Genomic DNA, 22,275 nt, shown 5'->3' with positions numbered 1-22,275 from the left:
CAGTGACCCGTGGATGACGAGGAGCCGCCCCATGGCCGACACGGTCGCCTTCCCCATCGACACCGCCGCCGGAGAGCGGACCGTCGAGGTGTCCTACGAACGGCTCGGTGGCGGGGAGCCCCTGGTCCTGCTGCACGGCATCGGCCATCACCTCCAGGCGTGGGACCCGGTGGCCGGCATCCTCGCCGCCGAGCGCGACGTCATCGCCGTCGACCTGCCGGGCTTCGGCCGCTCCCCGGCGCTGCCCGACGGAATCCGCTACGACCTCCAGGGCGTGACCCCTGTCCTGGGCGCCCTGTTCGAGGCGCTCGGCCTGGACCGGCCGCACGTCGCGGGCAACTCCCTCGGCGGGCTGCTCGCGCTGCAGCTCGGCCACGACAAGCTCGTGCGCTCCGTCACGGCGCTCTCCCCGGCGGGGTTCTGGAACGAGGCGGAGGGCCTCTATGCCGTCGGGGTGCTGCGCGGGATGCGACTGGGCGCGCTGACGATGCCCCCGCAGGTGGTGTCCCGGCTGGCCCGTACGGCGGCGGGCCGGGCGATGTTGGTCGGCCCCATCTACGCCCGGCCCGCGCGCCGTTCGCCCGACGCGGTGATCGCCGAGACCCGGGCGATGCGCGAGGCCACCGGCTTCGACGCGGTCCTCGCCGAGGGGCGGTCGACGCGGTTCACCCATGACATCCCCGACATCCCGGTGACCCTCGCCTGGGGCAGCCGCGACCGGCTGCTGATCCCGCGGCAGGGAATCCGGGCCAAGAAGACGATCCCGGGCGCCCGTCTCCTGCGGCTCACCGGCTGCGGGCACGTGCCGATGAACGACGACCCGGCGCTGGTCGCCCGCGTCATCCTGGACGCGTCCTGCTGACCGAGGGCCGTTCTTCGGCCGTACGCACCGGTGACCGGTCGCGCGACCGGTCGTCGGCCCTCGGACCGCGGCCCTGCGGCGGGCGGGGCCGCCAGATCTGACGAGCCGTCAGCCCTGCTCCGGTGGCGGGTTGAGGACCACCGGCCGGGCCCGGCCCGAGGCGGCGTCGAAGTGCGCCCCCACCCGTCCGTCGCCCGACGAGCGGCCCGTCAGACGGCGGCCGATCCACGGGAGCAGGTGCTCGCGGGCGAACCGCGCGTCGGAGGCGCGGCGGGCCGCCCAGCCGGGGGGCGTGAACGGCGGGAGCGGGGCGCGCCAGTCCTCCTCGGGCTCGTGGCCGAGCGCCTGCCACACGGCCTCTGCCACCCGCCGGTGTCCCTCGGCGTTCAGGTGCAGGCGGTCCTCCGCCCACATCCGCGGATCGCCCAGGACGTCCGCGCCGAAGAGGTCCACGACGATCGCCCCGTGCCGGGCGGCGAGTTCGTCGACGAAGCCGAAGAGCTGGTCCATGCGCGGCCGGAACCGCTCCAGCACCGGACCGTGCCGCCCGGGGCTGCGCATCAGCACCAGCTGTCCGCAGCCGCCCGCGATCCGGTCCGCGGCCTCGGCCAGCCGGGCGCAGACCAGGTCCACGTCGCACTTCGGGCGCAGCACGTCGTTGAGCCCGCCGACCAGGGTCGCCAGGTCGGCGCCCAGTGCGGCGGCGGGGGCCGCCTGCTCGTCGGCGATCTGGCCGATGAGCTTGCCGCGCACGGCCAGGTTCGCGTAGCGGAACCCGGGCGCGCGGCCGGCCAGCCGCGCGGCGAGGAGGTCGGCCCAGCCGCGGTACGAGCCGTCGGGGAGTTCGTCGGACATGCCCTCCGTGAAGGAGTCACCGACCGCGACGAAACTGCTGTATGTGGCATTCATCTGCATGGCGCGGCGATCCTACTCCTCCCCGGGGAGGGGCCCGTCGGCTCCCCGGGGAGGGCCCGGCTACGGCTGCTGCCCGACCAGTTCGCGCAGCACGTCCTCCAGGGTGACCAGGCCCACGGGCCGGTCGTCCGCGCCGATGACCGCGGCGAGGTGGGTGCCGGTGCCGCTCATCGTCGTGATCACGTCGTCCAGTGGCGTCGCCGCCCGCACGGTCGCGATCCGGCGCATCCGCTGCAGCGGGAACGGCTGGTCGCGCGGGGTCGTGTCCAGCGCGTCCTTCACATGCAGGTAGCCGATGAGGCGGCCGGTGTCGTCGAGCACCGGGAAGCGGGAGAAACCGGACTCGGCGGAGAGCCGTTCCAGCTCCTCGGGCGTGACCCCCAGCGGCGCGGAGACCACCTGCTCGACCGGGGTGACGACGTCCTCGACCGGCCGGGTGCCCAGCTCCAGGGCGTCCCGCAGCCGCTCGGTCGCCCGCTTGTCGAGCAGCCCCGCCGCGCTGGAGTCGGCGACGATCCGGGCGAGCTGGTCGTCGGAGTAGCTCGCGGCGACCTCGTCCTTCGGCTCCACCCGCAACAGCTTGAGCAGGCTGTTCGCCAGCGAGTTGATGGTGAAGACCACCGGGCGCAGGGCCCGCGCCAGGGTCACCAGCGGCGGCCCGAGGAACAGGGCGGTGCGCACCGGCTCGGCGAGCGCGATGTTCTTGGGGACCATCTCGCCGAACAGCATGTGGAGATAGGTCGCCACGGCCAGGGCGATCACGAACGACACCGGGGTGATCAGCCCGTCCGGCATGCCGACCGCGTGGAACACCGGCTCCAGCAGGTGCGCGATGGCCGGTTCGGCCACGATGCCGAGCACCAGGGTGCACAGCGTGATGCCGAGCTGGGCGGCGGCCAGCAGCGCCGAGATGTGCCGCAGGCCCCACAGCACGCTGCGGGCCCGCCGGTCGCCGCGGTCGGCGTACGGCTCGATCTGGCTGCGGCGCACCGAGATGAGCGCGAACTCGGCGCCCACGAAGAAGGCGTTGACGACCAGGGTCGCCAGGCCGATGAGGAGCTGGACGAGGGTCATCGGCCCGCCTCCTCGCCGGTGCGCGGGCCGGGGGCCGGGGCCGTGAGCCGGACCCGGGCGGCGCGCCGCCCCGCGGCGTCGACGACGTCGATCCGCCAGCCCGCGACCTCCACGGTGTCGCCCTCGGCCGGGATCCGGCCGAGCTCGGTGGCGACCAGGCCGGCGAGGGTCTCGTACGGGCCGTCCGGCGCCCGTAGCCCGATGATCTCCAACTGGTCGGTGCGGGCCGCGCCGTCCGCGTCGTACAGCCGTCTGCCCTCGGCGTCGGTGCCCGCCGGGGCAAGGTCGGGGAGCTCGTGGGGGTCGTGCTCGTCGCGGACCTCGCCGACGACCTCCTCGACGATGTCCTCCAGGGTGGCCACCCCGGCCGTCCCGCCGTACTCGTCGATGACGACGGCCATGGTGCGGCGGCCCGACAGCCGGTCCAGCAGCCGGTCCACGGTCAGCGACGTGGGGACGAGCAGCGGCTCGCGCAGCAGCGCGGTGACGGGGTGGCGGGGGCGCTGGTCCGCCGGTATCGCCAGGACGTCCTTGACGTGGGCGGTGCCGATGACGGAGTCGAGGCTGCCGCGGTAGACGGGGAAGCGGGAGAGGCCGGTGGCCCGGGTGGCGTTGACGACGTCCTCGGCGGTGGCGTGCGCGTCCAGCGCCGTGACCTGGACGCGGGGGGTCATCACGTTCTCCGCGGTCAGCTCGGCGAGGTTCAGCGTCCGGATGAACAGCTCGGCGGTGTCCGCCTCCAGCGCGCCCTCCTTCGCGGAGTGGCGGGCGAGCGCGGCGAGCTCCTGCGGGCCGCGGGCGGAGGCCAGCTCCTCGGCGGGCTCCAGTCCCATCCGGCGCAGGCTGCGGTTGGCGGTGTTGTTGAGATGCCTGATCAGCGGGCGGAAGGCGGCGCTGAAGGCGCGCTGCGGCCCGGCGACCTTCTTGGCCACCGGGAGGGGGCGCGAGATCGCCCAGTTCTTGGGGACCAGCTCGCCGATCACCATCAGGACGACGGTGGAGAGCACCGTGCCGAGGATCAGCGCGGTAGAGGAGGCGGCACCGCGCGAGAGGCCCAGGGCCTCGACGGGCCCGGTGAGCAGCGCCGCGATGGACGGCTTGGAGATCATGCCGATGACCAGGCCGGTCACGGTGATGCCGAGCTGGGCGCCGGAGAGCTGGAAGGTGAGGCCGCGCACGGCCTTGAGCGCGCCGCGCGCGCCGCGGTCGCCCTGCGCGGCGGCCCGCTCCAGCTCGCCGCGCTCGACGGTGGTGAGCGAGAATTCCGCCGCGACGAAGACGGCGCACGCCAGCGTCAGCAGCAGGGCCACCACCAGGAGCAGCACTTCGGTCATCGGTTCACACCTCCGTCCCATGATCGGACAGGGGAGAGGGGAACGCGATGTCGGCTACTGGGAGGCTCGCCCATGGGCGGACGCTCACACCTTTCGGGTAATGGAGGTACGGGTGACCATCCATGGTAAAGGATGAGCAAAAGTGGAAGTGGTCAGGGGGCGCCCCCGATGGCCGGGGCCCGGCGGAAGCGCCCCCGGCCGGACCGGGGCGTCAGCCCCGCAGCTCCTCCAGCACCGGGGCGAAGGCCTCCATGTTCGGCTCCAGGACCGTGAAGTAGGTGAAGCCGAACCGCTCACGGTGACCGCGCACCTGGTCCGCGATGTCCTTGACCGAGCCCGCCAGCAGCGCCGGGTGCTCGATCAGCTCGTCCTCGGTGAGGTCCGGGGCGTGTTCCCCCAGCTTGCGCGCCGTGGCCCGGCGGTCCGCGCCGACGGCCACGACCTGCGACAGGTAGTTCAGCTCGGCGGGCGTCCCGCGGTCGGCGGCGAAGCCGTGGTAGGCGGCCATCCGCTCCTCGATGACGGCCGGGCTCAGCAGCCGCAGGGCGCCGGAGTCGGTCGTGACGGCCCCGGTGAAGGCCGCGATGTCCGCGTGCCGCGCGGCCAGCCGCAGCATGCGCTTGCCGTTGCCGCCGAGCAGCAGCGGCGGGCGCGGCGCCTGCGCGGGCCGCGGTACGTGCTCCGGGTCGCCCAGCAGCCGGGTCAGCTCGGTGACCAGGTGCTCCAGGTGGTCCACCCGCTCGCGCGGCGAACCGAACGGCAGCCCCGCCCTGTCGTGCTCCCCCTTCACGTAACCGGCGCCCAGACCGATCTCCAGCCGCCCGCCGGTGAGCTGGTCGGTGGTGGCCACCTCGCGTGCGAGCAGGGCGGGGTTCCACAGCCCGGCGTTGAGGACGAAGGTGCCGAGGCGCGGCCGCTCCGTGGCCTCCGCGGCCGCGACCAGGGAGGGGAACGGCGCGGGCATCCCGAGATGGTCGGGGACGAGGATCACGTCGTAGCCCAGCGACTCGGCGCGGCGGCACTTCTCGCGCCACTCGGCGGCGGAGCCGGGCGAGAGCATGTTGACGGCGAAGCGGAAGGGACGTGCCATGGCGGGCTCCTTGATCATCCGGTTGCCCGGAACCATAGCGGAGGTTGTCTCCGTTTAGCGACCGGCCTTACGCCGCCGCACCCCCGCCCGGCACGGCCGGCCCCTGTTCGGCCGGGCGCCGGGCCACCCCCAGGACACAGGACGAGGCCGGGGTCGGGAACCTGGTCTCCGGCACCCGGAGCCGCCGGTACGCGCCGAGCTCGAAACCCGCGGCCCGGATCGCCGCCAGCGGGTCCCGCGCCGTGTGACAGCCGCCGAACAACAGGGGCCAGACCGTGCCGTCCAGCGCCCGCTGCGCCGTCCCCAGCACCGCGCCCTCCGCCCGGCCGTGCTCGAAGAACCGGAGCTCGCCACCCGGCTTCAGCACCCGCCGCAGCTCCGCCAGCGCCCGCCGCACGTCTCGTACGGAACACAGCACCAGCGATGCCACCGCCGCGTCGAACGCCTCGCTCTTCACCGGCAGCGCCTCCGCCGCCCCCGGCACCACGTCGACGGGCACGCCCGCCCGCACCGCGGCGTCCACCGCCCGTCTGCGCAGCAGCCGTTCCGGCTCGATCGCCACCACCTCGGCGACCGTGCCCGGGTAGTACGCGAAGTTGAGACCGTTCCCGGCGCCGATCTCGATCACCCGCCCGGACAGCCCGGCCAGCAGCTCCTGCCGGTGCGCGCCGACCCCGGCCCGTTCGTCGATGACCGGGCTCACCTTGGCGTAGAACCGGGCGAACACCGGATGGTGCACGGTGTCGTGCGGTGTGGTGGTGGACCGAAGCGGCATGGCACACCCCTCCCCGGGGATACGGCGGTTACCGCGATTCTTACCCCGCCCCGCCCACCCGCACCGTCGGCGCGCCGCCCGGTTCCCGGCGGCGCCGCCGCTACCGGCCGCGCTGGGCCGCCGCGAAACGGTGCGCGTCCCAGGTGCCGTCGAGCTCCGGCGCCAGCCAGCCCGGGGCCGCGGCGCGGAAGTCCGCCGCGGGCAGGCGGCCCGCGCCCTCCGGCACGGCACCCAGCAGCGGGGCGCCCGCCGCCTCGGGGAGGTCCGCGAGGTTGCAGCGGGCCGCGAGGTCCGGCTCCGCGGGCCAACTGCCGATCACGACACCCTGACAGCGCAGGCCGCGGGCGCGCAGCGCCTCCGCGGTGAGCGCGGTGACGTTGAGCGTGCCCAGGCCCGCCTGCGCCACGATCAGTACGGGGGCGGCCAGCAGCCCCGCCACGTCCGCCAGCGTCGACCCGGCCTCGTCGAGCTGGACGAGCAGCCCGCCCGCGCCCTCGACCAGCACCAGGTCGTGATCGCCCGCGAGCCGGGTCGCGGCCCGCTCCACCTCGCGCGGCCGTACGGGCGCGCGGCCCGCCCGGCGGGCGGCGGTCGCCGGGGCCAAGGGGTCGGGGAACCGGGCGAGTTCGGCGCCGGTGACCGGGCCGGCGAGCCGTTGCACCTCCGCGATGTCACCGGGCTCGTCCGCCGCGACGCCCGTCTGCGCGGGCTTGAGGACGGCCACCGTGCGGCTCGCCGCCAGGGCCGCTGCCGCGATGGCGGCGGTGACGACTGTCTTGCCCACTTCGGTGTTGGTGCCGGTGACGACCGTGACGGTCATGTTCTCTGCCTCCGTTACGTTGTCGGTTCTGCCGCCTGCGGCGGTGGCGGCCTCCGGGCCGCGTCCTCAAACGCCGGACGGACTGAGTCCCGCGGACCGTGGCATCGAAACCGAGACCCGCAGGCTCAAGCCCACGGCCCGTACATCCAGCCCGTCCGGCGATTGAGGACGCGGCCGCAGGCCGCCACCGCCGCAGGCGGCAAGACGGCCCGCGGCCGAAGAAAAAGGGAAGGACCCCCTACGCCACCCGCGCGGCAGCGCACACGGCCGCGCAGATCCGGGCCACATCCTCGTCCCCCGTCACATACGGCGGCATCGTGTAGATGAGGTTCCGGAACGGCCGCAGCCACACCCCTTCCCGCGCCAGCGCCCGCGTCGCCGCCGCGACGTCCACCTCGTGGTCCAGCTCGACCACGCCGATCGCGCCGAGCACCCGGACGTCCCGTACCGAAGGAAGCGCCGCCGCGTCGGCGAGCCCGTCGCGCAGGGCGGACTCGATGCGCTTGACCTCCGTCTGCCAGTCCTGTGACAGCAGCAGGTCGATGGAGGCGCACGCGACGGCCGCGGCGAGGGGGTTGGCCATGAAGGTCGGGCCGTGGGCCAGCACCGGGACCTCGCCCCGGGAGATGCCGTCCGCGACCCGCGGCGTGCACAGCGTCGCGGCCATCGTGAGATAACCGCCGGTCAACGCCTTGCCGACGCACATCACATCAGGGGCGATCCCCGCGTGCTCCGCCGCGAACAGCCTGCCCGTACGGCCGAAACCGGTGGCGATCTCGTCCAGGACCAGCAGCACGCCGTGCTCGTCGCACGCCTCCCGCAGCACCCGCAGATACACCGGGTCGTGGAAGCGCATGCCACCCGCGCCCTGCACCACCGGCTCCACGATCACGGCGGCCAGCTCGTGCGCGTGCCGGGCGACGACCTCCCGGAGGTGCGCCGAGTAGGCGGGCACCACGTCCGTGTCGTAGTCGTGCGGCGGGGCGTCCGCGAAGACCTGCCGGGGCAGTGCCCCGGACCACAGCTCGTGCATCCCTCCGTCGGGGTCGCACACGGCCATCGGCTGCCAGGTGTCCCCGTGGTATCCGCCGCGCCAGGTCATCAGCCGGTGCTTCTCCGGCCGGCCGAGCGAGCGCCAGTACTGGAGACACATCTTCACGGCGACCTCGACCGACACCGAACCGGAGTCGCAGAGGAAGACGTGCTCGAGGCCCTCGGGGGTGATCTCCACCAGCCGGGCGGCGAGCCGCACGGCGGGCTCGTGGGTGAGCCCGCCGAACATCACATGACTCATCCGCCCCAACTGGTCCTGGACGGCCGCGTTGAGCACGGGGTGGTTGTAGCCGTGGAGCGCGGACCACCACGACGACATCCCGTCGATCAACTCGCGTGCGCCGTACGCCGGTTCCGCGAGCCGCAGCCGTACCCCCGACGCGGACTCCACGATCAGCGGCTCCTGGCGGCCCGGCATCGGGCCGTACGGGTGCCACACGTGCTGCCGGTCGAGGGCGAGCAGTTCACCGGGGGTGAGCGGCTCAGGCATTGGGCGGCAGGTCCGTTCCCGCGCCACGGCGGCGGACGGCGACCAGCTCCGGACGGACCTCACCGGCCTCGGCGGCGCCGGCCGCGTCGGCGACGGTGTTCCCGGTGTTCTCCGCGACGACGTTCTCCGTGACCGCGGGCCCGTCGGCGGCGCCGCCGTCCCCGCACGGGCCGCAGCCACCGCCGCCGTGTCCGCCGCAGCCGCCGGCCAGGGCGTCCGCGCGGTGGGCGGGCAGGGTCGTGGTGTCCGCGCCCTCCACCTCGAAGCCCGCGTCCTCGATCATCGCCAGGTCGGCCTTGCCCTCCTGGCCCTCACTGGTCAGATAGTCGCCGAGGAAGATCGAGTTGGCCAGGTGCAGCGCGAGCGGCTGCATCGACCGCAGGTGCACCTCGCGCCCACCCGCCAGCCGGACCTCCACGTCCGGGCAGACGAACCGCACCATCGCCAGGATGCGCAGGGCCCGCTGCGGAGTGAGGTTCCACTCCTTCGCCAGCGGCGTCCCCTCGAACGGGATGAGGAAGTTGACCGGCACCGAGTCCGGGTCCAGCTCGCGCAGCGAGAACACCACGTCGACGAGGTCGGCATCGGTCTCGCCCATGCCTGCGATCAGCCCGGAACAGGCGGACATGCCCGCCGCCTGCGCCTGCTGCACGGTGTCGACGCGGTCGGCGTAGGTGTGCGTCGTGGTGATGCCGCCGTACGTGGCCTCGGAGGTGTTGAGGTTGTGGTTGTACGCGTCGGCGCCCGCCGCGCGCAGCCGCTCGGCCTGGCCCGAGGAGAGCAGCCCGAGGCACGCGCACACCTCGACGTCCTCGTTCTGCTCCTTGATCGCCTCGATGGTCCTGGTGACCCGGTCGACGTCCCGGTCCGTGGGGCCGCGGCCGCTGGCCACCAGGCAGACCCGCTTCGCGCCGCCCGCGACACCGGCCGCCGCCGCCCGCGACGCCTCCTCCGGCTTCAGCCAGGAGTACTTGAGGATCCCGGTGTCGGAACCGAGCCGCTGCGAGCAGTAGGAACAGTCCTCCGGGCACAGCCCGGACTTGAGGTTGACCAGGTAGTTGAGCTTCACCCGGCGCCCGAACCACTTGCGGCGCACCTTGCCCGCGGCGGCCACCACGTCGAGCAGTTCGTCATCGGAGGTCGCCAGCACGGCGAGCGCCTCTTCACGGGTCGGCAGCTCCCGCCGCAACCCCTTGTCCACCAGCGTGTTCAGCAGGTCCATGGCGGAGATCCTTACGCACGCCACCGCCCCGGGCCAATGGAGATATCGCACAACAGCGTCCTTTTGAGGTGTGTGTATTGCCACACCATGACCGGGCGCGCCGGGGACTACGTTCTATGCACTGCATACAAAGCGGGCCCCCGGCCCTCCCTGATCCCCACCCCACGGAACGCGAAGGACGGCCGATGCCGAAGGACCCGTTCGACTGGATCGACCGGCACCACCAGCGCCGCCTCGCCGCGGGCCTGGTGCGGGACCTGCGTCCCCGCCCCGCCGACTCGTCGCTCGTCGACCTGGCCGGGAACGACTACCTGGGGCTCACCCGCCACCCCGAGGTCACCCGGGCCGCCGCCGACGCCGCACGCCGCTGGGGCGCGGGCTCGACCGGCTCCCGGCTGGTCACCGGCAGCACCGCGTTGCACACCCGGCTGGAGGAGGCCCTGGCCGCGTTCTGCGGGTTCGAGGCGGCCCTGGTCTTCTCCTCCGGCTACGCCGCCAACCTCGCCGCCGTCACCGCGCTCACCGGGCCCCTCGACAACGGCACCCTCGTCGTCTCCGACGCGGGCAACCACGCCTCGCTCATCGACGGCTGCCGCCTGGCCCGCGCCGAGACGGCCGTCGTCCCGCACGCCGACCCGGCCGCGGTGCGCAAGACGCTGGACGCCCACGGCGGCCGCGCGCTGGCCGTCACCGACTCCGTCTTCTCCGTCGACGGCGACGCCGCCCCGCTCCGGGAACTCGCGGAAGCCTGCCGGGCCCACGGCGCGGCACTGCTCGTCGACGACGCGCACGGGCTCGGCGTCCTGGGCGACGGAGGGCGCGGCGCCGTGCACGCGGCGGGGCTCGCGGGCGCCCCCGACGTCGTCGCCACCGTCACCCTGTCGAAGTCGCTGGGCAGCCAGGGAGGCGCGGTCCTCGGGCCCGCCCGGGTGATCAGGCACCTCGTCAGCAACGCCCGTACGTTCATCTTCGACACCGGGCTCGCCCCGGCCGCCGTGGGCGCGGCCCTCGCGAGCCTGGAGGTGCTGCGCCGCGAGCCGCAACGCGCCGCCCGCACCCGTCAGGTGGCCCGTGAGCTGTACCGGAGGGTGACGGCCGCGGGCCTCGAGGCCGTCCGGCCCGATGCGGCGGTGGTGTCCGTGCGGGCGCCCTCGCCCGAGGCGGCGGTGCGCTGGGCGGCCGACTGCCGGGCCGGAGGGCTCGCGGTCGGCTGCTTCCGGCCGCCGTCCGTGCCCGACGGGGTCTCGCGACTGCGGCTGACCGCCCGCGCGGACCTGTCGGACCGGCAGATCGAGGAGGCGGTCGGCACGGTCGTGCGGACCGCACCGGCCGCCTGGGCAGGCTCAGTTCCCGCGTGAGGGCCCGCGGGACGGGAGGTCGAGGGGACGGAAGGAACCGCCGCGAAGCCCTCCGACGAAGGAGGACCAGGTGACGGAGGGGAACAACAGGGCGGGAGCGGCCCGGTTCTTCGAGTCGCGCACGGCCAGCAGTCCGGGGACGAGGCCGGCCGCTTCCACGCAGTTGTTCATTCCGGTGCTGTAGCTGCTGCGGCGCCACACTGCGCCGCGAAGGGCCGATGAGGAAGGTACGTACCGAGGCATTGCGGACATGGTGCCTCCTTACGCGCCGTCATTGATCCCGGCGATGAAATCCAGCGAGTTCTCGTGCGAGAGGGCGTGCGCCCGGAGCGCGGTGAATGCCGCGCCGTACGCCAGGAGGTCTTCTTTCCGCTCCAAGTAGAGGCTACTCGTCAAGTGGTCGAGAACAACCACATCCAGATCGGCAATGCGCGGAAATGAGAAGATAACAAAGGGCCCGGTGATGCCGATATGGCCGCTGCTGGAGAACGGCAGTACATGCAGCCGCACATGACGCAGCGAACCCGTTTCCACCAGGTGCCGCAACTGCCCGGCCATGACCTCCCGTCCACCGACCTGATGGCGGAGCACGGCCTCGTCCAGTACGGCGCACAGCTCCAGCGGATGGTCGCCGCGGAGCACCGACTGCCGCGCCATGCGCACCCGCACCAGCTTCTCCACCTGCTCCGGCGGCGGGTCGTCGAGCGCCGCCCGGGTCACGGCGCGGGCGTAGGCGGGGGTCTGCAGCAGCCCCGGCACCACGGTGGTCTCCAGGGTCCGTAACCGCGAGGCCTCGGACTCCAGGCTGATGAAGTCCAGGTAGGCGGGGGGCAGCAGATTGCGGTAGGCGTACCACCAGCCACGCCGTCCGCCTTCCGCATCGGCGGTGCCCGCACCGCACAGCGCCCCCAGCAGCGCGCGCAGTTCGGGGTCGGACACGCCGTAGGCGTCCAGCAGCAGCGCCACGTCCGAGGACTTCACGCCGCTGCTGCCGGTCTCGATGCGGCTGACCTTCGACTGGTGCCAGCCCACCGCCTGTGCCGCCTCCAGGCTGGTCAGCCCGGCCAGTTCGCGCTGCCGGCGCAGTTCCCCGCCGAGTTTGCGGCGGCGTACCGCGGGTCCGTATCGCATGGGTCCGTCTCTCTGGCGAGGTGAACATGGTGTTTCTTGTCAATAGACCAGTGTGCCGTCCAAATCCGGTCTCTCGTCGTAGAGTTCACCGCTTCGAGCGACAGATATATGCATATCTCGGGGGATCGCACGCATCACGCCCCTTTTCAGTGGCAGGCTGTCGCGCAGAGCCGCCCGAGAGCGCTCTCGACTTCAGGGCGCATTGCGTCGGAGTCCGGTCTCGGCGGGAAAGGGACAGCGCCATGGCAGACCACCAAGAAGCCACCGTCACCCTGCCGAGCGCCCCCGCCTCGGTCTCCACGGCACGCCGCTATGTGGCGGGCGTGCTCGCGGACTGGGGGCTGCCGGGCGGTACGGACACTGCTGAAACGGTACGGCTGATCGTCTCCGAGCTCGCCACCAACGCCGTGCAGCACACCCGGGGGCAGTCGCCCACCTTCACCGTCGACGTCCTGCTCGACCACGACCGGCAGTTGAGGATCGGGGTCACGGACAGCCATCCGCGCTTCCCCCGGCGGCTGCCCGCCGCGGTCCAGCAGGACAACGGGCGCGGCATGGTCATCGTCCGCTGCCTGGCCGCGGAGCGCGGGGGAAGACTCTTCTTCACCCCGACCTCCGACGGCGGCAAGACCGTGTGGATCTCGCTGCCCTGGACCGTGCCCGCCCTGAGCGCCGAGGGCTGAGGCGCGGGCCGGGCCCCGCACGCCGTACGGGGCCCGGCCGTCGCGTCAGGGGGTCAGTCCTCCACCCGGCCGTAGAGCACGCTGTTGGTCCAGATCCGCTCCAGGCGCACCACCGCGCCGGTCTTGGGCGCGTGCCAGATCTTGCCGTCACCGGCGTATATGCCCACGTGGTAGACGCCCCGGCCGGACACGAAGAACACCAGGTCGCCGCGTTCCCGGGCGGCGCGGGCGATGTGGGTGGTCCGGTTGTACTGCTCCTCGGCGGTGCGGGGCAGGGTCTTGCCGGCCCGCTTGAAGGAGTAGAGCGTCAGGCCCGAGCAGTCGAAGCGGTACGGTCCGGTCGCGCCCCACTGGTAGGGCGAGCCCGCCTTCGAGGCCGCGATGTGCAGTGCGTTGGTGGCGATGGTCGAGGCCTCCGCGCCCGTCGCCGCGCCCGGCACGAGCACCGTGGCGCCGACGGCGGCGAGCGTGAGGGCGGAAGCGGCTCCGGCCCTGGACATCATCGACGGACGTTTGTGCGCGCCCATGTGTCAACCCTTCGTCAGCCGCCTGTGAAGGATGACCTGTCGGGTTCGGGCAGGCGAAGAATGCCCGGCCGTGTCAACGGCTTCACCCCAAGGGCCGACCGCATTACTCTGGTCGTCCCACCGTGCTCGGGTCCTCCATCCCCACCGGTGCATTCAGTCGACCCGGCATCCAGACAGCGGCGGGGTTCGGCGTCCGCCTGGACCGCCCCACCGGGATGGCGGGGTCTTGTCGTCGACCGGGATCTTGGCGCAGCCCGGGTACGGATTCCGAGTGGATCCAGAGCTATGTGAGGCTGATCACTTCTGGGCAATTCCGCTGGACACAGCGGGGATTGTCCGGTTCGGCAGGACCCTGTTGAGCCGCTGGCCTGCGGCCCGTCCGCGGCGCTCCGGCGTGGCGTGCGTGCCCGGCTGAAATCGATCACCGCGCGTCGTCTACGACATCGTCCGGCGTATGGGGGAGCGGTGTTTATTCGCCCGCCGACCCCCGATCCATGGGTGCGGGCGGGAGCGCGAGCGGAATGGCGACCCGACGCGCCCGGCGCTCTCCGTCCAGGACGAGCATCGCCCGCGTCAGGGTGCCCCCGTGCAACTCCCGCTCACCGCGCTCGAACATCACAGCGAGGGCGTCCCGCAGTCCGGCGGCGGCGACGGCCAGGGTCTGCGCCGCTCGTAGCGCGCCGTACGTGCCCTGCGGCCGGGCCGGGTTGATCCGGCCCAGCAGATCCAGTACGTGCAGATAGCAGTCGATCACCTCGCCCTCGGCCCGCGTCAGGGCGGGCAGGGGCGGCAGTTCGGGAGGGAGCACGGCGGATCACCGGGCCGGCCGGCGGAGCGTGGCCTGCTGCTTGCGGCTTTCGGTGAGCCGGTCGATGAGCCCGTAGGCCAGCGCACCCTCGGCGTCGAAGACCCTGTCGCGCTCGATGTCGCGACGGATTCGCTCGGCGCTCTGCCCGGTGTGCCGGACCAGCATCTCCTCAAGAGTGTCCCGCGTCCGCAGCAGTTCCGTGGCCTGGATCGCCAGATCCGCCACCTGGCCCTCGACCGCCCCGCCGAGCGACGGCTGGTGGACGACGACCCGCGCGTTCGGCAGCGCGAGCCGCTTGCCGGGGGTGCCGGCGGCCAGCAGCACGGCGGCGGACGAGGCGGCCTGCCCCAGGCAGACCGTCTCCACGTCGCAGCCGACGAAGCGCATCGTGTCGTAGATCGCGGTCATCGCGGTCACCGAGCCGCCGGGGGAGTTGATGTAGAGCGAGATGTCCCGGTCGGGCGCGGCGTGTTCGAGGTGCATGAACTGGACGATCACGTCATTGGCGCAGGCGTCGTCGATCGGCGTGCCGAGGAAGACGATGCGCTCGGACAGCAGCTTGGAGTACGGGTCCGACGTGCGGGTCACGGCGCCGAGGCGCTCGGTGAACTCCGGCAGGACGTGGCGGGCGACGGGTCGGTTCATGACTGCCCTCTTCCTCTGTAAAAAATGTACAGTACGTACACCTCGTTAGAATGTGAGCATGGCCTACGAAATTCCGGTGACGCAAGCCCGAGCCGAGCTGGCGGATCTGATCAACCGCGTCGTCTACGGCGGTGAGCGGGTGGTCGTCACGCGCCACGGGAAGCCGCTCGTCGCCCTGGTGTCCGCCGCTGACCTGCGGCGACTCGAGGAGAGCGGGACGGCGGAGGAGGCCGTCGAGGAGCAGGTGATCAGCACGGTCTCCACGGCGCGCCCGCTGCCGTCCGCTCCCGGCGAACGCCGCCGGTTCGGGATCGCGGCGGAGCACCGGAATCCGGAGCGGCCCCGACCCTCTCCGTGATCTTCGCCCGGTGTCCCCGTACGGGGCGGGGGCACCGCGTGCCACCTCTGGCCATGGATACGCAAAGAGTCAGTTAACGCGGTGGAAAAGCTTGCGCCCTAATCTGCAATCCCTGGTCGCTCCATGAAGAACCCCAGGTCAACACTGTGTAGAACTCTTGTGTGACCCCAGTGGGTTCAGCTATGGGGCCTGGTTCGTCAGTGAGGTGGACGCATGCAACTAACCCCGCATGAGCAGGAACGCCTGCTTCTCCATGTGGCCGCCGACGTAGCCGAGAAGCGCCGAGCCCGTGGCGTGCTGCTCAACCATCCCGAGGCGGTGGCCCTGATCACCGTGCACATCCTCGAAGGCGCCCGCGACGGCCGGACCGTGGCCGAGCTGATGTCCTCCGGGCGCAAGGTGCTCACCCGCGCCGATGTCATGGAGGGCATCCCCGAGATGATCCACGAGGTCCAGGTCGAGGCCACCTTCCCGGACGGCACCAAACTCGTCACCGTCCACGAACCCATCGGCTGACGGAGGGCCGCGCCATGATTCCCGGGGAGATCCTCCACGCCGACGCGCCCGTGCCCCTCAACCAGGGCCTCCCGCGCACCCGGCTCACCGTGCTCAACGCCGCCGACCGGCCCGTACAGGTCGGCTCCCACTACCACTTCGCCGAGGCCAACCCCGGCCTCGACTTCGACCGCGCCGCCGCCCGCGGCCGCCGGCTCGACATCGCCGCGGGCACCGCCGTGCGCTTCGAGCCCGGCATCCCCGTCGAGGTCGCCCTGGTGCCGATCGGCGGCAAGCGCGTCGTCGAGGGGCTGCGCGGCGAGTGCGGAGGGCCGCTCGATGCCTGAGCTCGACCGGGCCGCGTACGCCGACCTGTTCGGCCCCACCACGGGCGACCGCATCCGCCTCGCCGACACCGACCTCCTGATCGAGATCGAGGAGGACCGCAGCGGCGGACCCGGCCACGCCGGGGACGAGGCCGTCTTCGGCGGCGGCAAGGTCATCCGCGAGTCCATGGGCCAGTCCCGGACCACCCGCGCCGAGGGTGCCCCCGACACGGTCGTCACCGGCGCCGTCGTCCTCGACCACTGGGGCATAGTCAAGGCCGACATCGGCATCCGCGACGGCCGGATCACGGGCATCGGCAAGGCGGGCAACCCCGACACCATGGACGGCGTCCACCCCGACCTCGTGATCGGACCCGAGACCGAGGTCATCGCGGGCAACGGCAGGATCCTCACCGCCGGGGCCATCGACGCCCATGTGCACTTCATCTGCCCACAGCTCGCGGACGAGGCCCTCGCCTCCGGCATCACCACCCTCGTCGGCGGGGGCACCGGCCCCGCCGAGGGCAGCAAGGCCACCACCATCACCCCCGGCTCCTGGCACCTTGCCCGGATGTTCGAGGCGATGGAGGGCTACCCCCTGAACATCGGCCTGCTGGGCAAGGGCAATACCGTCTCCTACGACTCGATGCGCGCCCAACTGCGCGCAGGAGCCCTGGGATTCAAGATCCACGAGGACTGGGGGGCCACGCCCGCCGTCATCGACGCCTGCCTGTCGGTCTGCGAGGAGAGCGGCGCCCAGCTCGCCATCCACACGGACACCCTCAACGAGGCCGGGTTCGTGGGCGACACCCTCGCCGCGATCGCCGGGCGTTCCATCCACGCGTACCACACCGAGGGCGCGGGCGGCGGGCACGCGCCCGACATCATCACCGTCGTCTCCGAGGCCAACGTCCTCCCCAGCTCCACCAACCCCACCCGCCCGCACACCGTCAACACCGTCGACGAGCACCTCGACATGCTGATGGTCTGTCACCACCTCAACCCCGCCGTGCCCGAGGACCTCGCCTTCGCGGAGTCCCGGATCCGTCCGAGCACCATCGCCGCCGAGGACGTCCTGCACGACCTCGGCGCCATCTCGATCATCTCCTCCGACTCCCAGGCGATGGGCCGCATCGGCGAGGTCGTCCTGCGCACCTGGCAGACGGCCCACGTGATGAAGAAACGGCGCGGCGCCCTGCCGGGGGACGGCGCCGCCGACAACCGGCGCGCCCGCCGCTACGTCGCGAAGTACACGATCAACCCGGCCGTCGCCCAGGGCCTCGACCACGAGATCGGCTCCGTCGAGACCGGCAAGCTCGCCGACCTCGTGCTGTGGGAACCGGCGTTCTTCGGCGTCAAGCCGCTGCTCGTGATCAAGGGCGGGCAGATCGCGTACGCGCAGATGGGCGACGCGAACGCGTCCATCCCCACCCCGCAGCCGATCCTGCCCCGCCCCATGTTCGGCGCCATGGGGCGCGCCCCCGCCGCCAACTCCCTGAACTTCGTCACCCAGTGGGCCCTCGACGACGGCCTCCCCGAGCGGCTCGGACTCGGCAAACGCTTCGTCCCGATCCGCAGCACCCGCGGTGTCACCAAGGCGGACATGCGCAACAACGACGCCCGGCCCCACGTCGAGGTCGACCCCGACACCTTCACCGTCACCATCGACGGCGAAGCCGTCGACCCGCAGCCGGTGGCGGAACTGCCGATGGCCCAGCGCTACTTCCTCTTCTGATGGGAGCCACCCGTGCCGCCCTCCTCGTCCTCGCCGACGGGCGGTTCCCCGCCGGAGGCCACGCGCACTCCGGCGGGGCCGAGGCCGCTGTCAAGGCGGGCCGGGTCCGGGACGCGGGCACCCTGGAGGAGTTCTGCCGGGGACGGCTGCACACCGCCGGGCTCACCGCGGCCGGGCTCGCCGCCGCGGCGGCCGCGGGCCTCGACCCGCTCGCCCTCGACGAGGCCGCCGACGCCCGTACCCCCTCGCCCGCCCTGCGTGCCGCCGCGCGCCGGCTCGGGCGGCAGATGACCCGTGCCGTACGGGCCACATGGCCCTCGCCCGAGTTGGACGCCCTGGTGGCGGCCCGGCCGCGCGGGGCCCACCAGCCCATCGTCCTTGGACTGGCCGCCCGCGCCGCCGGACTGACCCCGCTGGACGCCGCGTACGCCGCCGTCTACGAGTCGGTCAGCGGCCCCGCGACGGCGGTCGTACGGCTGCTCGGCCTCGATCCCTTCGAAGCGACGGGGGTGCTGGCCGGACTGGCCCCGGAGCTGGACGCCGTCGCGGCGCGAGCCGCCGACGCGGCGAGCCAGGGCCTGGACGCGCTTCCCGCGTGCGCGGCGCCGCTGCTCGACATCACGGCGGAGGTGCATGCGGCGTGGCCTGTGCGGCTGTTCGCGACGTAGGGACTTCTCCGAAACGTGCTCCGCGCGGTGTCCTCAATCGCCGGACGGGCTGGATCGCGCGGCCGGGCCGCAGACTTGCCGGGCTCGCACAGGCACAAGGCCACGGTCCGCGCATCCACCCCGTCCGGTGATTGAGGACGCGCCCGGAGAGCGCTTCCGCCGCAGGCGGCGAACCGGCCCGCAGCCGATGCCCGCATCACCACCAACCTCCCGGGAGGGAAAATGCACCTCGACCACCCCGACGCCTACCCCCACCGCCACACCTACAGCGCAGCCCACCCGCTCCGCGGCGACGGCTCGCGCCGCGCCCTGCGGATAGGGCTCGGCGGTCCCGTCGGCTCCGGCAAGACCGCCACCGTCGCCGCGCTCTGCCGGGAACTGCGCGACCGGCTCTCCATCGCCGTCGTCACCAACGACATCTACACCCGCGAGGACGCCGAGTTCCTGCTCCGGCACGCCGTGCTGCCGCCCGAGCGGATCACCGCCGTCGAGACCGGCGCCTGCCCGCACACCGCGATCCGCGACGACATCTCCGCCAACCTCGAAGCCGTGGAGGACCTGGAGGACTCGGTCGGTCCGCTGGACCTGATCCTCGTCGAGTCCGGCGGCGACAACCTCACCGCCACCTTCTCCAAGGGCCTCGTCGACGCGCAGATCTTCGTGATCGACGTCGCGGGCGGCGACGACATCCCGCGCAAGGGCGGCCCCGGCGTCACCACCGCCGACCTGCTCGTCGTCAACAAGACCGACCTCGCCCCCTACGTCGGCGTGGACCTGGCGGGCATGGCCCGCGACGCCAAGGCCCAGCGCGGCGACCTGCCCGTGGCCTTCACCTCCCTCGTGGCCGAGGACGGCGTACGGCCGGTCGCCGACTGGGTGCGCGAGCGGCTCGCGGCCTGGACCGCCGGGCCGCGATGACCACCGCCCCCGTACGGCCCGCGCCCGCGCCCGTGCCTGCCACCGGCATCCGGGCCGCCGCCACGATCGTCGCCTCGGCGGACGGCAGGGGCGGCACGGCGCTGCCCGTACTCGACGGCGCGGGCCCCTTCGCGCCGCGCAGGCTGCGGCCGTACGGGAAACGGGCCCGGGTCGCCCTCGTCGGCGCGATGAGCGCGCCGCTCGGCGGCGACCGGCTCACCCTCACCGTCGCCGTGGAGGACGGTGCCGACCTGCACTTCTCCACCACGGCGGCCACCATCGCACTGCCCGGCCGCACGGGCGCCCCGGCCACGTACGACACCCGGATCAGGGTCTGTGACGGGGCCGCGCTGCACTGGCTGCCCGAACCGCTGATCTCCGCGCGGGGCAGCGATCTGCGGATGACCACCCGCGTCGAACTCGCCCCGACCGCACGGCTGGTGCTCCGCGAGGAGCAGATCCTCGGCCGCGCGGGCGAGCGGCCGGGCCGGCTGACCAGCCGGCTGACCGTCCACCGGGCGGGCCGCCCGCTGCTCGACCAGGAGCTGGCATACGGGGACGGGGTGCCCGGCTGGGACGGCGGCGCCGTGCTGGGCGGCCACCGGGCCGTCGGCCAACTCCTCGTCGTGGACCCGGACTTCGAGGACGCCCCGGTGGCCCCGCGCCCCCTGGGGCCGACCGCGGCCGTGACACCCCTCGCCGGACCGGCCTTCGTACTGAGCGCGGTCGCCGCCGACGGTCTGCACCTTCGAAGAATGCTCGAAACAGAGGTATTTATGGCAGATGGTGCTATGCGGGCGATTTGATGTGCCAGGGGTGAACGGTGGCACAAGTGGCGTCTTTTGTTTCGTCATTCTTACGGATTAGTAAAGAACACTCGTACGGCCTGTCCTTTATGGCAGGGGAGACGGAAGGATCCGAGCTGCAGGATTGTGATCATCGCCGCGCCAAGCGGCGTATCCAGCAGGGGGATTTCCGACGTGAGACCTACATCAGTACTCGGCGCGGCCGGCACCGTGGTGACCGGCGCGCTGGTGGCCGGGTTCCTGACCGCCCCGGCAGCCGGCGCCGTGGACCGCGTGCCGGGCGGCGCCGCCGAGGCGCGCGGTGTGCAGGTCGCCGCCGCGACGGCGGCCAAGGCAGGCATCAAGTGGCAGGACTGCCCCGCCTCCTGGGGCCTGGAGAAGCCCATCGAGTGCGGCTATGTCACGGTTCCCGTCGACTACAGCAAGCCCCACGGCCGCACCATCAAGATCGCCGTGGACCGGGCCCGGTCGACCGGCACCGCCGACGAGCGCCAGGGTTCGCTCGTCTACAACCCCGGCGGCCCCGGCGGCTCCGGCATGCGCTTCCCGAAGCGGGTCACCACCAAGAGCCCGCTGTGGGCGAAGACCGCGAAGGCGTACGACTTCGTCGGCTTCGACCCGCGCGGCGTCGGCCACTCCGCCCCGATCTCCTGCATCGACCCGCAGAAGTTCGTGGCGGCCCCCAAGGCCGACCCGGTGCCCTCCGACGAGGCCGACAAGCGCGCCCAGCGCAAGCTGGCCCGCGAGTACGCGGACGGCTGCGCCGAGCGCAGCGGCGACCTGCTCCCGTACCTCACGACGGCCAACACCGCCCGTGACGTCGACGTCGTGCGCGCCGCCCTCGGCGAGAAGAAGCTCAACTACCTGGGCGTCTCCTACGGCACCTACCTGGGCGCCGTCTACGGCACGCTCTTCCCGAACCACGTCCGCCGCATGATCGTCGACAGCATCGTCAACCCGGCGCAGGACAACATCTGGTACCAGGCCAACCTGGAGCAGGACATCGCCTTCGAGGGCCGCTTCAAGGACTGGGAGAAGTGGGTCGCCCAGCACGACGCCGTCTTCCACCTCGGCGCCACCCAGGCCGAGGTCCAGCAGGGCTGGGAGAAGATACGAGCCACCGCCAAGAAGAACCCCATCGGTGGTGTCGTCGGCCCCGCCGAGCTCATCAACTACTTCCAGAGCGCCGCGTACTACGACTCCTCATGGGTCCCGGTCGCCGAGGCCTGGAGCAAGTACGTCGCCGGTGACAGCAAGCCGCTGGTCTCGGCGGCCGGCCCGGACCTGTCCAACATGGCGGGCAACATCACCGCGGAGAACAGCAACGCCGTCTACACCGCGGTGGAGTGCGCCGACGCCAAGTGGCCCACCAGCTGGAAGAAGTGGGACCGCGACAACACCCGGATCAGTCAGAAGGCCCCCTTCATGACCTGGGCGAACGCCTGGATGAACCTCCCCTGCGCCACCTGGCACGGCTCCCAGGGCACCCCGGTCGAGGTCACCACCCACAAGGGCCTGCCGACGACCCTCCTCGTCCAGAGCACGCGTGACGCCGCCACCCCCTACGCGGGCGCGGTCGAACTCCACAAGCGCTTCCAGGGCTCCCGCCTGATCACGGAGAACGGCGCGGGCTCCCACGGCGTCACGGGCCTCGTCAACCCCTGCATCAACTCCCGTGTCGACGCCTACCTCCTCGAAGGCAAGGTCGACCCCAAGGACGTGACCTGCACCCCGCACGCCGTCCCGGAACCGCCGAAGGCCGCCGCCGCGTCGTAACGGCTTCCGAGCAGGTCAAAAGCGGTTTCACCCCAGCGCCCCGGCTCCGTCACGGAGTCGGGGCGCTGGCGTAGGGGCATGGGGGCGTTGGGCGCTTCGTATCGGGCTGCTCGCAGATCATCGCGCTTGCATGCGATTCCCTGTGTGTGAGCGCAGGGGAATGTCGTGATCATTTCCCACTTTTTTCCCAGTCCCCCTGTGGGCGGGAGGTGTGAACCCGCCGCTCCCCAGGCCGCCAACTTGGGAGGTTGATTGGGCGCGACCTGGGGAGCGGCGGGCGGCCCACTCCCGGTACCTGCGATCCGCGAGTGGGTGCCGGTGGCCGCCTGCCGACGCTATCGGGGTGCGCGACGGCAGGCGGCGGTCTCATGGGTGAGCCGTAGGGCTCACCAGGCCGCCCAAAGCC

General features: G+C 72.6%; 24 protein-coding genes and 1 riboswitch. Of the genes, 11 read left to right on the top strand and 13 right to left on the bottom strand.

What is annotated here, in order from left to right:
• Positions 1 to 31 precede the first annotated feature (31 nt).
• The gene (locus tag ACWD4A_RS02415; RefSeq protein ID WP_451188284.1) at positions 32 to 862 is read left to right on the top strand and encodes an alpha/beta fold hydrolase; all 831 of its coding nucleotides are present in this window, start codon (positions 32 to 34) and stop codon (positions 860 to 862) included.
• A 108-nt stretch (positions 863 to 970) separates the two neighbouring features.
• On the opposite strand, the gene ACWD4A_RS02410 is transcribed toward ACWD4A_RS02415, so the two are convergent.
• From ACWD4A_RS02410 to bioB, 8 genes are all read right to left on the bottom strand, one after another.
• Complete coding sequence (locus tag ACWD4A_RS02410; protein WP_451188281.1) at positions 971 to 1,777, bottom strand: SGNH/GDSL hydrolase family protein; 807 nt, start codon at positions 1,775 to 1,777, stop codon at positions 971 to 973.
• A 60-nt stretch (positions 1,778 to 1,837) separates the two neighbouring features.
• Positions 1,838 to 2,851, bottom strand: a complete 1,014-nt coding sequence (locus ACWD4A_RS02405; protein WP_451188279.1) for a hemolysin family protein — start codon at positions 2,849 to 2,851, stop codon at positions 1,838 to 1,840.
• Positions 2,848 to 4,185, bottom strand: a complete 1,338-nt coding sequence (locus ACWD4A_RS02400; protein WP_451188276.1) for a hemolysin family protein — start codon at positions 4,183 to 4,185, stop codon at positions 2,848 to 2,850. Before ACWD4A_RS02400 ends, ACWD4A_RS02405 begins: the two co-directional genes overlap by 4 nt.
• A gap of 211 nt (positions 4,186 to 4,396) precedes the next feature.
• On the bottom strand, positions 4,397 to 5,275 hold the full coding sequence (locus ACWD4A_RS02395; protein WP_451188273.1) for a TIGR03621 family F420-dependent LLM class oxidoreductase: 879 nt from the start codon (positions 5,273 to 5,275) through the stop codon (positions 4,397 to 4,399).
• A gap of 67 nt (positions 5,276 to 5,342) precedes the next feature.
• Positions 5,343 to 6,050, bottom strand: a complete 708-nt coding sequence (locus ACWD4A_RS02390; protein WP_451188271.1) for a class I SAM-dependent methyltransferase — start codon at positions 6,048 to 6,050, stop codon at positions 5,343 to 5,345.
• A 100-nt stretch (positions 6,051 to 6,150) separates the two neighbouring features.
• Positions 6,151 to 6,870, bottom strand: a complete 720-nt coding sequence (gene bioD, locus ACWD4A_RS02385) for a dethiobiotin synthase (RefSeq protein WP_451188268.1) — start codon at positions 6,868 to 6,870, stop codon at positions 6,151 to 6,153.
• Positions 6,871 to 7,108: 238 nt separating this feature from the next.
• On the bottom strand, positions 7,109 to 8,413 hold the full coding sequence (locus ACWD4A_RS02380; protein ID WP_451188265.1) for an adenosylmethionine--8-amino-7-oxononanoate transaminase: 1,305 nt from the start codon (positions 8,411 to 8,413) through the stop codon (positions 7,109 to 7,111).
• On the bottom strand, positions 8,406 to 9,635 hold the full coding sequence (bioB, locus tag ACWD4A_RS02375; RefSeq protein WP_451188262.1) for a biotin synthase BioB: 1,230 nt from the start codon (positions 9,633 to 9,635) through the stop codon (positions 8,406 to 8,408). Before bioB ends, ACWD4A_RS02380 begins: the two co-directional genes overlap by 8 nt.
• Positions 9,636 to 9,820: 185 nt before the next feature.
• On the opposite strand from bioB, the gene ACWD4A_RS02370 reads away from it, so the two are divergent.
• Entirely contained in the window at positions 9,821 to 10,993 is a 1,173-nt protein-coding gene (locus ACWD4A_RS02370) for an 8-amino-7-oxononanoate synthase (protein ID WP_451188259.1), read from the top strand.
• Here ACWD4A_RS02370 and ACWD4A_RS02365 read toward each other — a convergent pair.
• Both ACWD4A_RS02365 and ACWD4A_RS02360 read right to left on the bottom strand, forming a co-directional pair.
• Positions 10,979 to 11,245 carry a DUF397 domain-containing protein gene (locus tag ACWD4A_RS02365; RefSeq protein ID WP_451188256.1) on the bottom strand — a complete coding sequence of 89 codons (267 nt, stop codon included), beginning with the start codon at positions 11,243 to 11,245 and terminating at the stop codon, positions 10,979 to 10,981. The two genes, ACWD4A_RS02370 and ACWD4A_RS02365, sit on opposite strands and share 15 nt — an antisense overlap.
• Before the next feature lie 9 nt (positions 11,246 to 11,254).
• Positions 11,255 to 12,124, bottom strand: a complete 870-nt coding sequence (locus ACWD4A_RS02360) for a helix-turn-helix domain-containing protein (protein WP_451188253.1) — start codon at positions 12,122 to 12,124, stop codon at positions 11,255 to 11,257.
• Positions 12,125 to 12,366: 242 nt separating this feature from the next.
• Between ACWD4A_RS02360 and ACWD4A_RS02355 the strand changes: the two genes are divergently transcribed.
• Entirely contained in the window at positions 12,367 to 12,807 is a 441-nt protein-coding gene (locus ACWD4A_RS02355; protein ID WP_451188250.1) for an ATP-binding protein, read from the top strand.
• Positions 12,808 to 12,860: 53 nt separating this feature from the next.
• On the opposite strand, the gene ACWD4A_RS02350 is transcribed toward ACWD4A_RS02355, so the two are convergent.
• From ACWD4A_RS02350 to ACWD4A_RS02340, 3 genes are all read right to left on the bottom strand, one after another.
• Positions 12,861 to 13,334, bottom strand: coding sequence for a C40 family peptidase (locus ACWD4A_RS02350; RefSeq protein WP_451188248.1), 474 nt, complete (start codon positions 13,332 to 13,334; stop codon positions 12,861 to 12,863).
• Positions 13,335 to 13,337: 3 nt separating this feature from the next.
• Positions 13,338 to 13,512, bottom strand: a riboswitch (cyclic di-AMP (ydaO/yuaA leader).
• 291 nt (positions 13,513 to 13,803) lie between these two features.
• A complete protein-coding gene (locus ACWD4A_RS02345) occupies positions 13,804 to 14,142 on the bottom strand; it encodes a hypothetical protein (protein WP_451188245.1) in 339 nt (112 codons plus the stop codon).
• Positions 14,143 to 14,148: 6 nt separating this feature from the next.
• Positions 14,149 to 14,787, bottom strand: a complete 639-nt coding sequence (locus ACWD4A_RS02340; RefSeq protein WP_451188242.1) for an ATP-dependent Clp protease proteolytic subunit — start codon at positions 14,785 to 14,787, stop codon at positions 14,149 to 14,151.
• 58 nt (positions 14,788 to 14,845) lie between these two features.
• On the opposite strand from ACWD4A_RS02340, the gene ACWD4A_RS02335 reads away from it, so the two are divergent.
• The 8 genes from ACWD4A_RS02335 to ACWD4A_RS02300 all read left to right on the top strand — a co-directional run bounded on the left by ACWD4A_RS02335 (position 14,846) and on the right by ACWD4A_RS02300 (position 21,869).
• A complete protein-coding gene (locus ACWD4A_RS02335; protein WP_451188239.1) occupies positions 14,846 to 15,145 on the top strand; it encodes a type II toxin-antitoxin system Phd/YefM family antitoxin in 300 nt (99 codons plus the stop codon).
• A 213-nt stretch (positions 15,146 to 15,358) separates the two neighbouring features.
• Entirely contained in the window at positions 15,359 to 15,661 is a 303-nt protein-coding gene (locus ACWD4A_RS02330) for an urease subunit gamma (RefSeq protein WP_451188236.1), read from the top strand.
• A gap of 14 nt (positions 15,662 to 15,675) precedes the next feature.
• Positions 15,676 to 15,987, top strand: coding sequence for an urease subunit beta (locus ACWD4A_RS02325; RefSeq protein WP_451188233.1), 312 nt, complete (start codon positions 15,676 to 15,678; stop codon positions 15,985 to 15,987).
• Positions 15,980 to 17,701, top strand: coding sequence for an urease subunit alpha (locus ACWD4A_RS02320; RefSeq protein WP_451188230.1), 1,722 nt, complete (start codon positions 15,980 to 15,982; stop codon positions 17,699 to 17,701). Before ACWD4A_RS02325 ends, ACWD4A_RS02320 begins: the two co-directional genes overlap by 8 nt.
• Positions 17,701 to 18,369 (top strand): urease accessory protein UreF, encoded by a 669-nt coding sequence (locus ACWD4A_RS02315; protein ID WP_451188227.1) that lies wholly within the window; start codon positions 17,701 to 17,703, stop codon positions 18,367 to 18,369. The genes ACWD4A_RS02320 and ACWD4A_RS02315 overlap by 1 nt, the downstream gene beginning before the upstream one ends.
• A 222-nt stretch (positions 18,370 to 18,591) precedes the next feature.
• Entirely contained in the window at positions 18,592 to 19,287 is a 696-nt protein-coding gene (gene ureG, locus ACWD4A_RS02310; RefSeq protein WP_451188224.1) for an urease accessory protein UreG, read from the top strand.
• Positions 19,284 to 20,093, top strand: coding sequence for an urease accessory protein UreD (locus ACWD4A_RS02305; protein WP_451188221.1), 810 nt, complete (start codon positions 19,284 to 19,286; stop codon positions 20,091 to 20,093). The genes ureG and ACWD4A_RS02305 overlap by 4 nt, the downstream gene beginning before the upstream one ends.
• Positions 20,094 to 20,267: 174 nt before the next feature.
• Positions 20,268 to 21,869, top strand: a complete 1,602-nt coding sequence (locus ACWD4A_RS02300; protein WP_451188218.1) for an alpha/beta hydrolase — start codon at positions 20,268 to 20,270, stop codon at positions 21,867 to 21,869.
• Positions 21,870 to 22,275 lie beyond the last annotated feature (406 nt).

This window comes from Streptomyces sp. NPDC002537, assembly GCF_053594975.1.
Note: the sequence above shows the minus strand (reverse complement) of the source record. Positions and strands in the feature narration are given on the sequence as shown.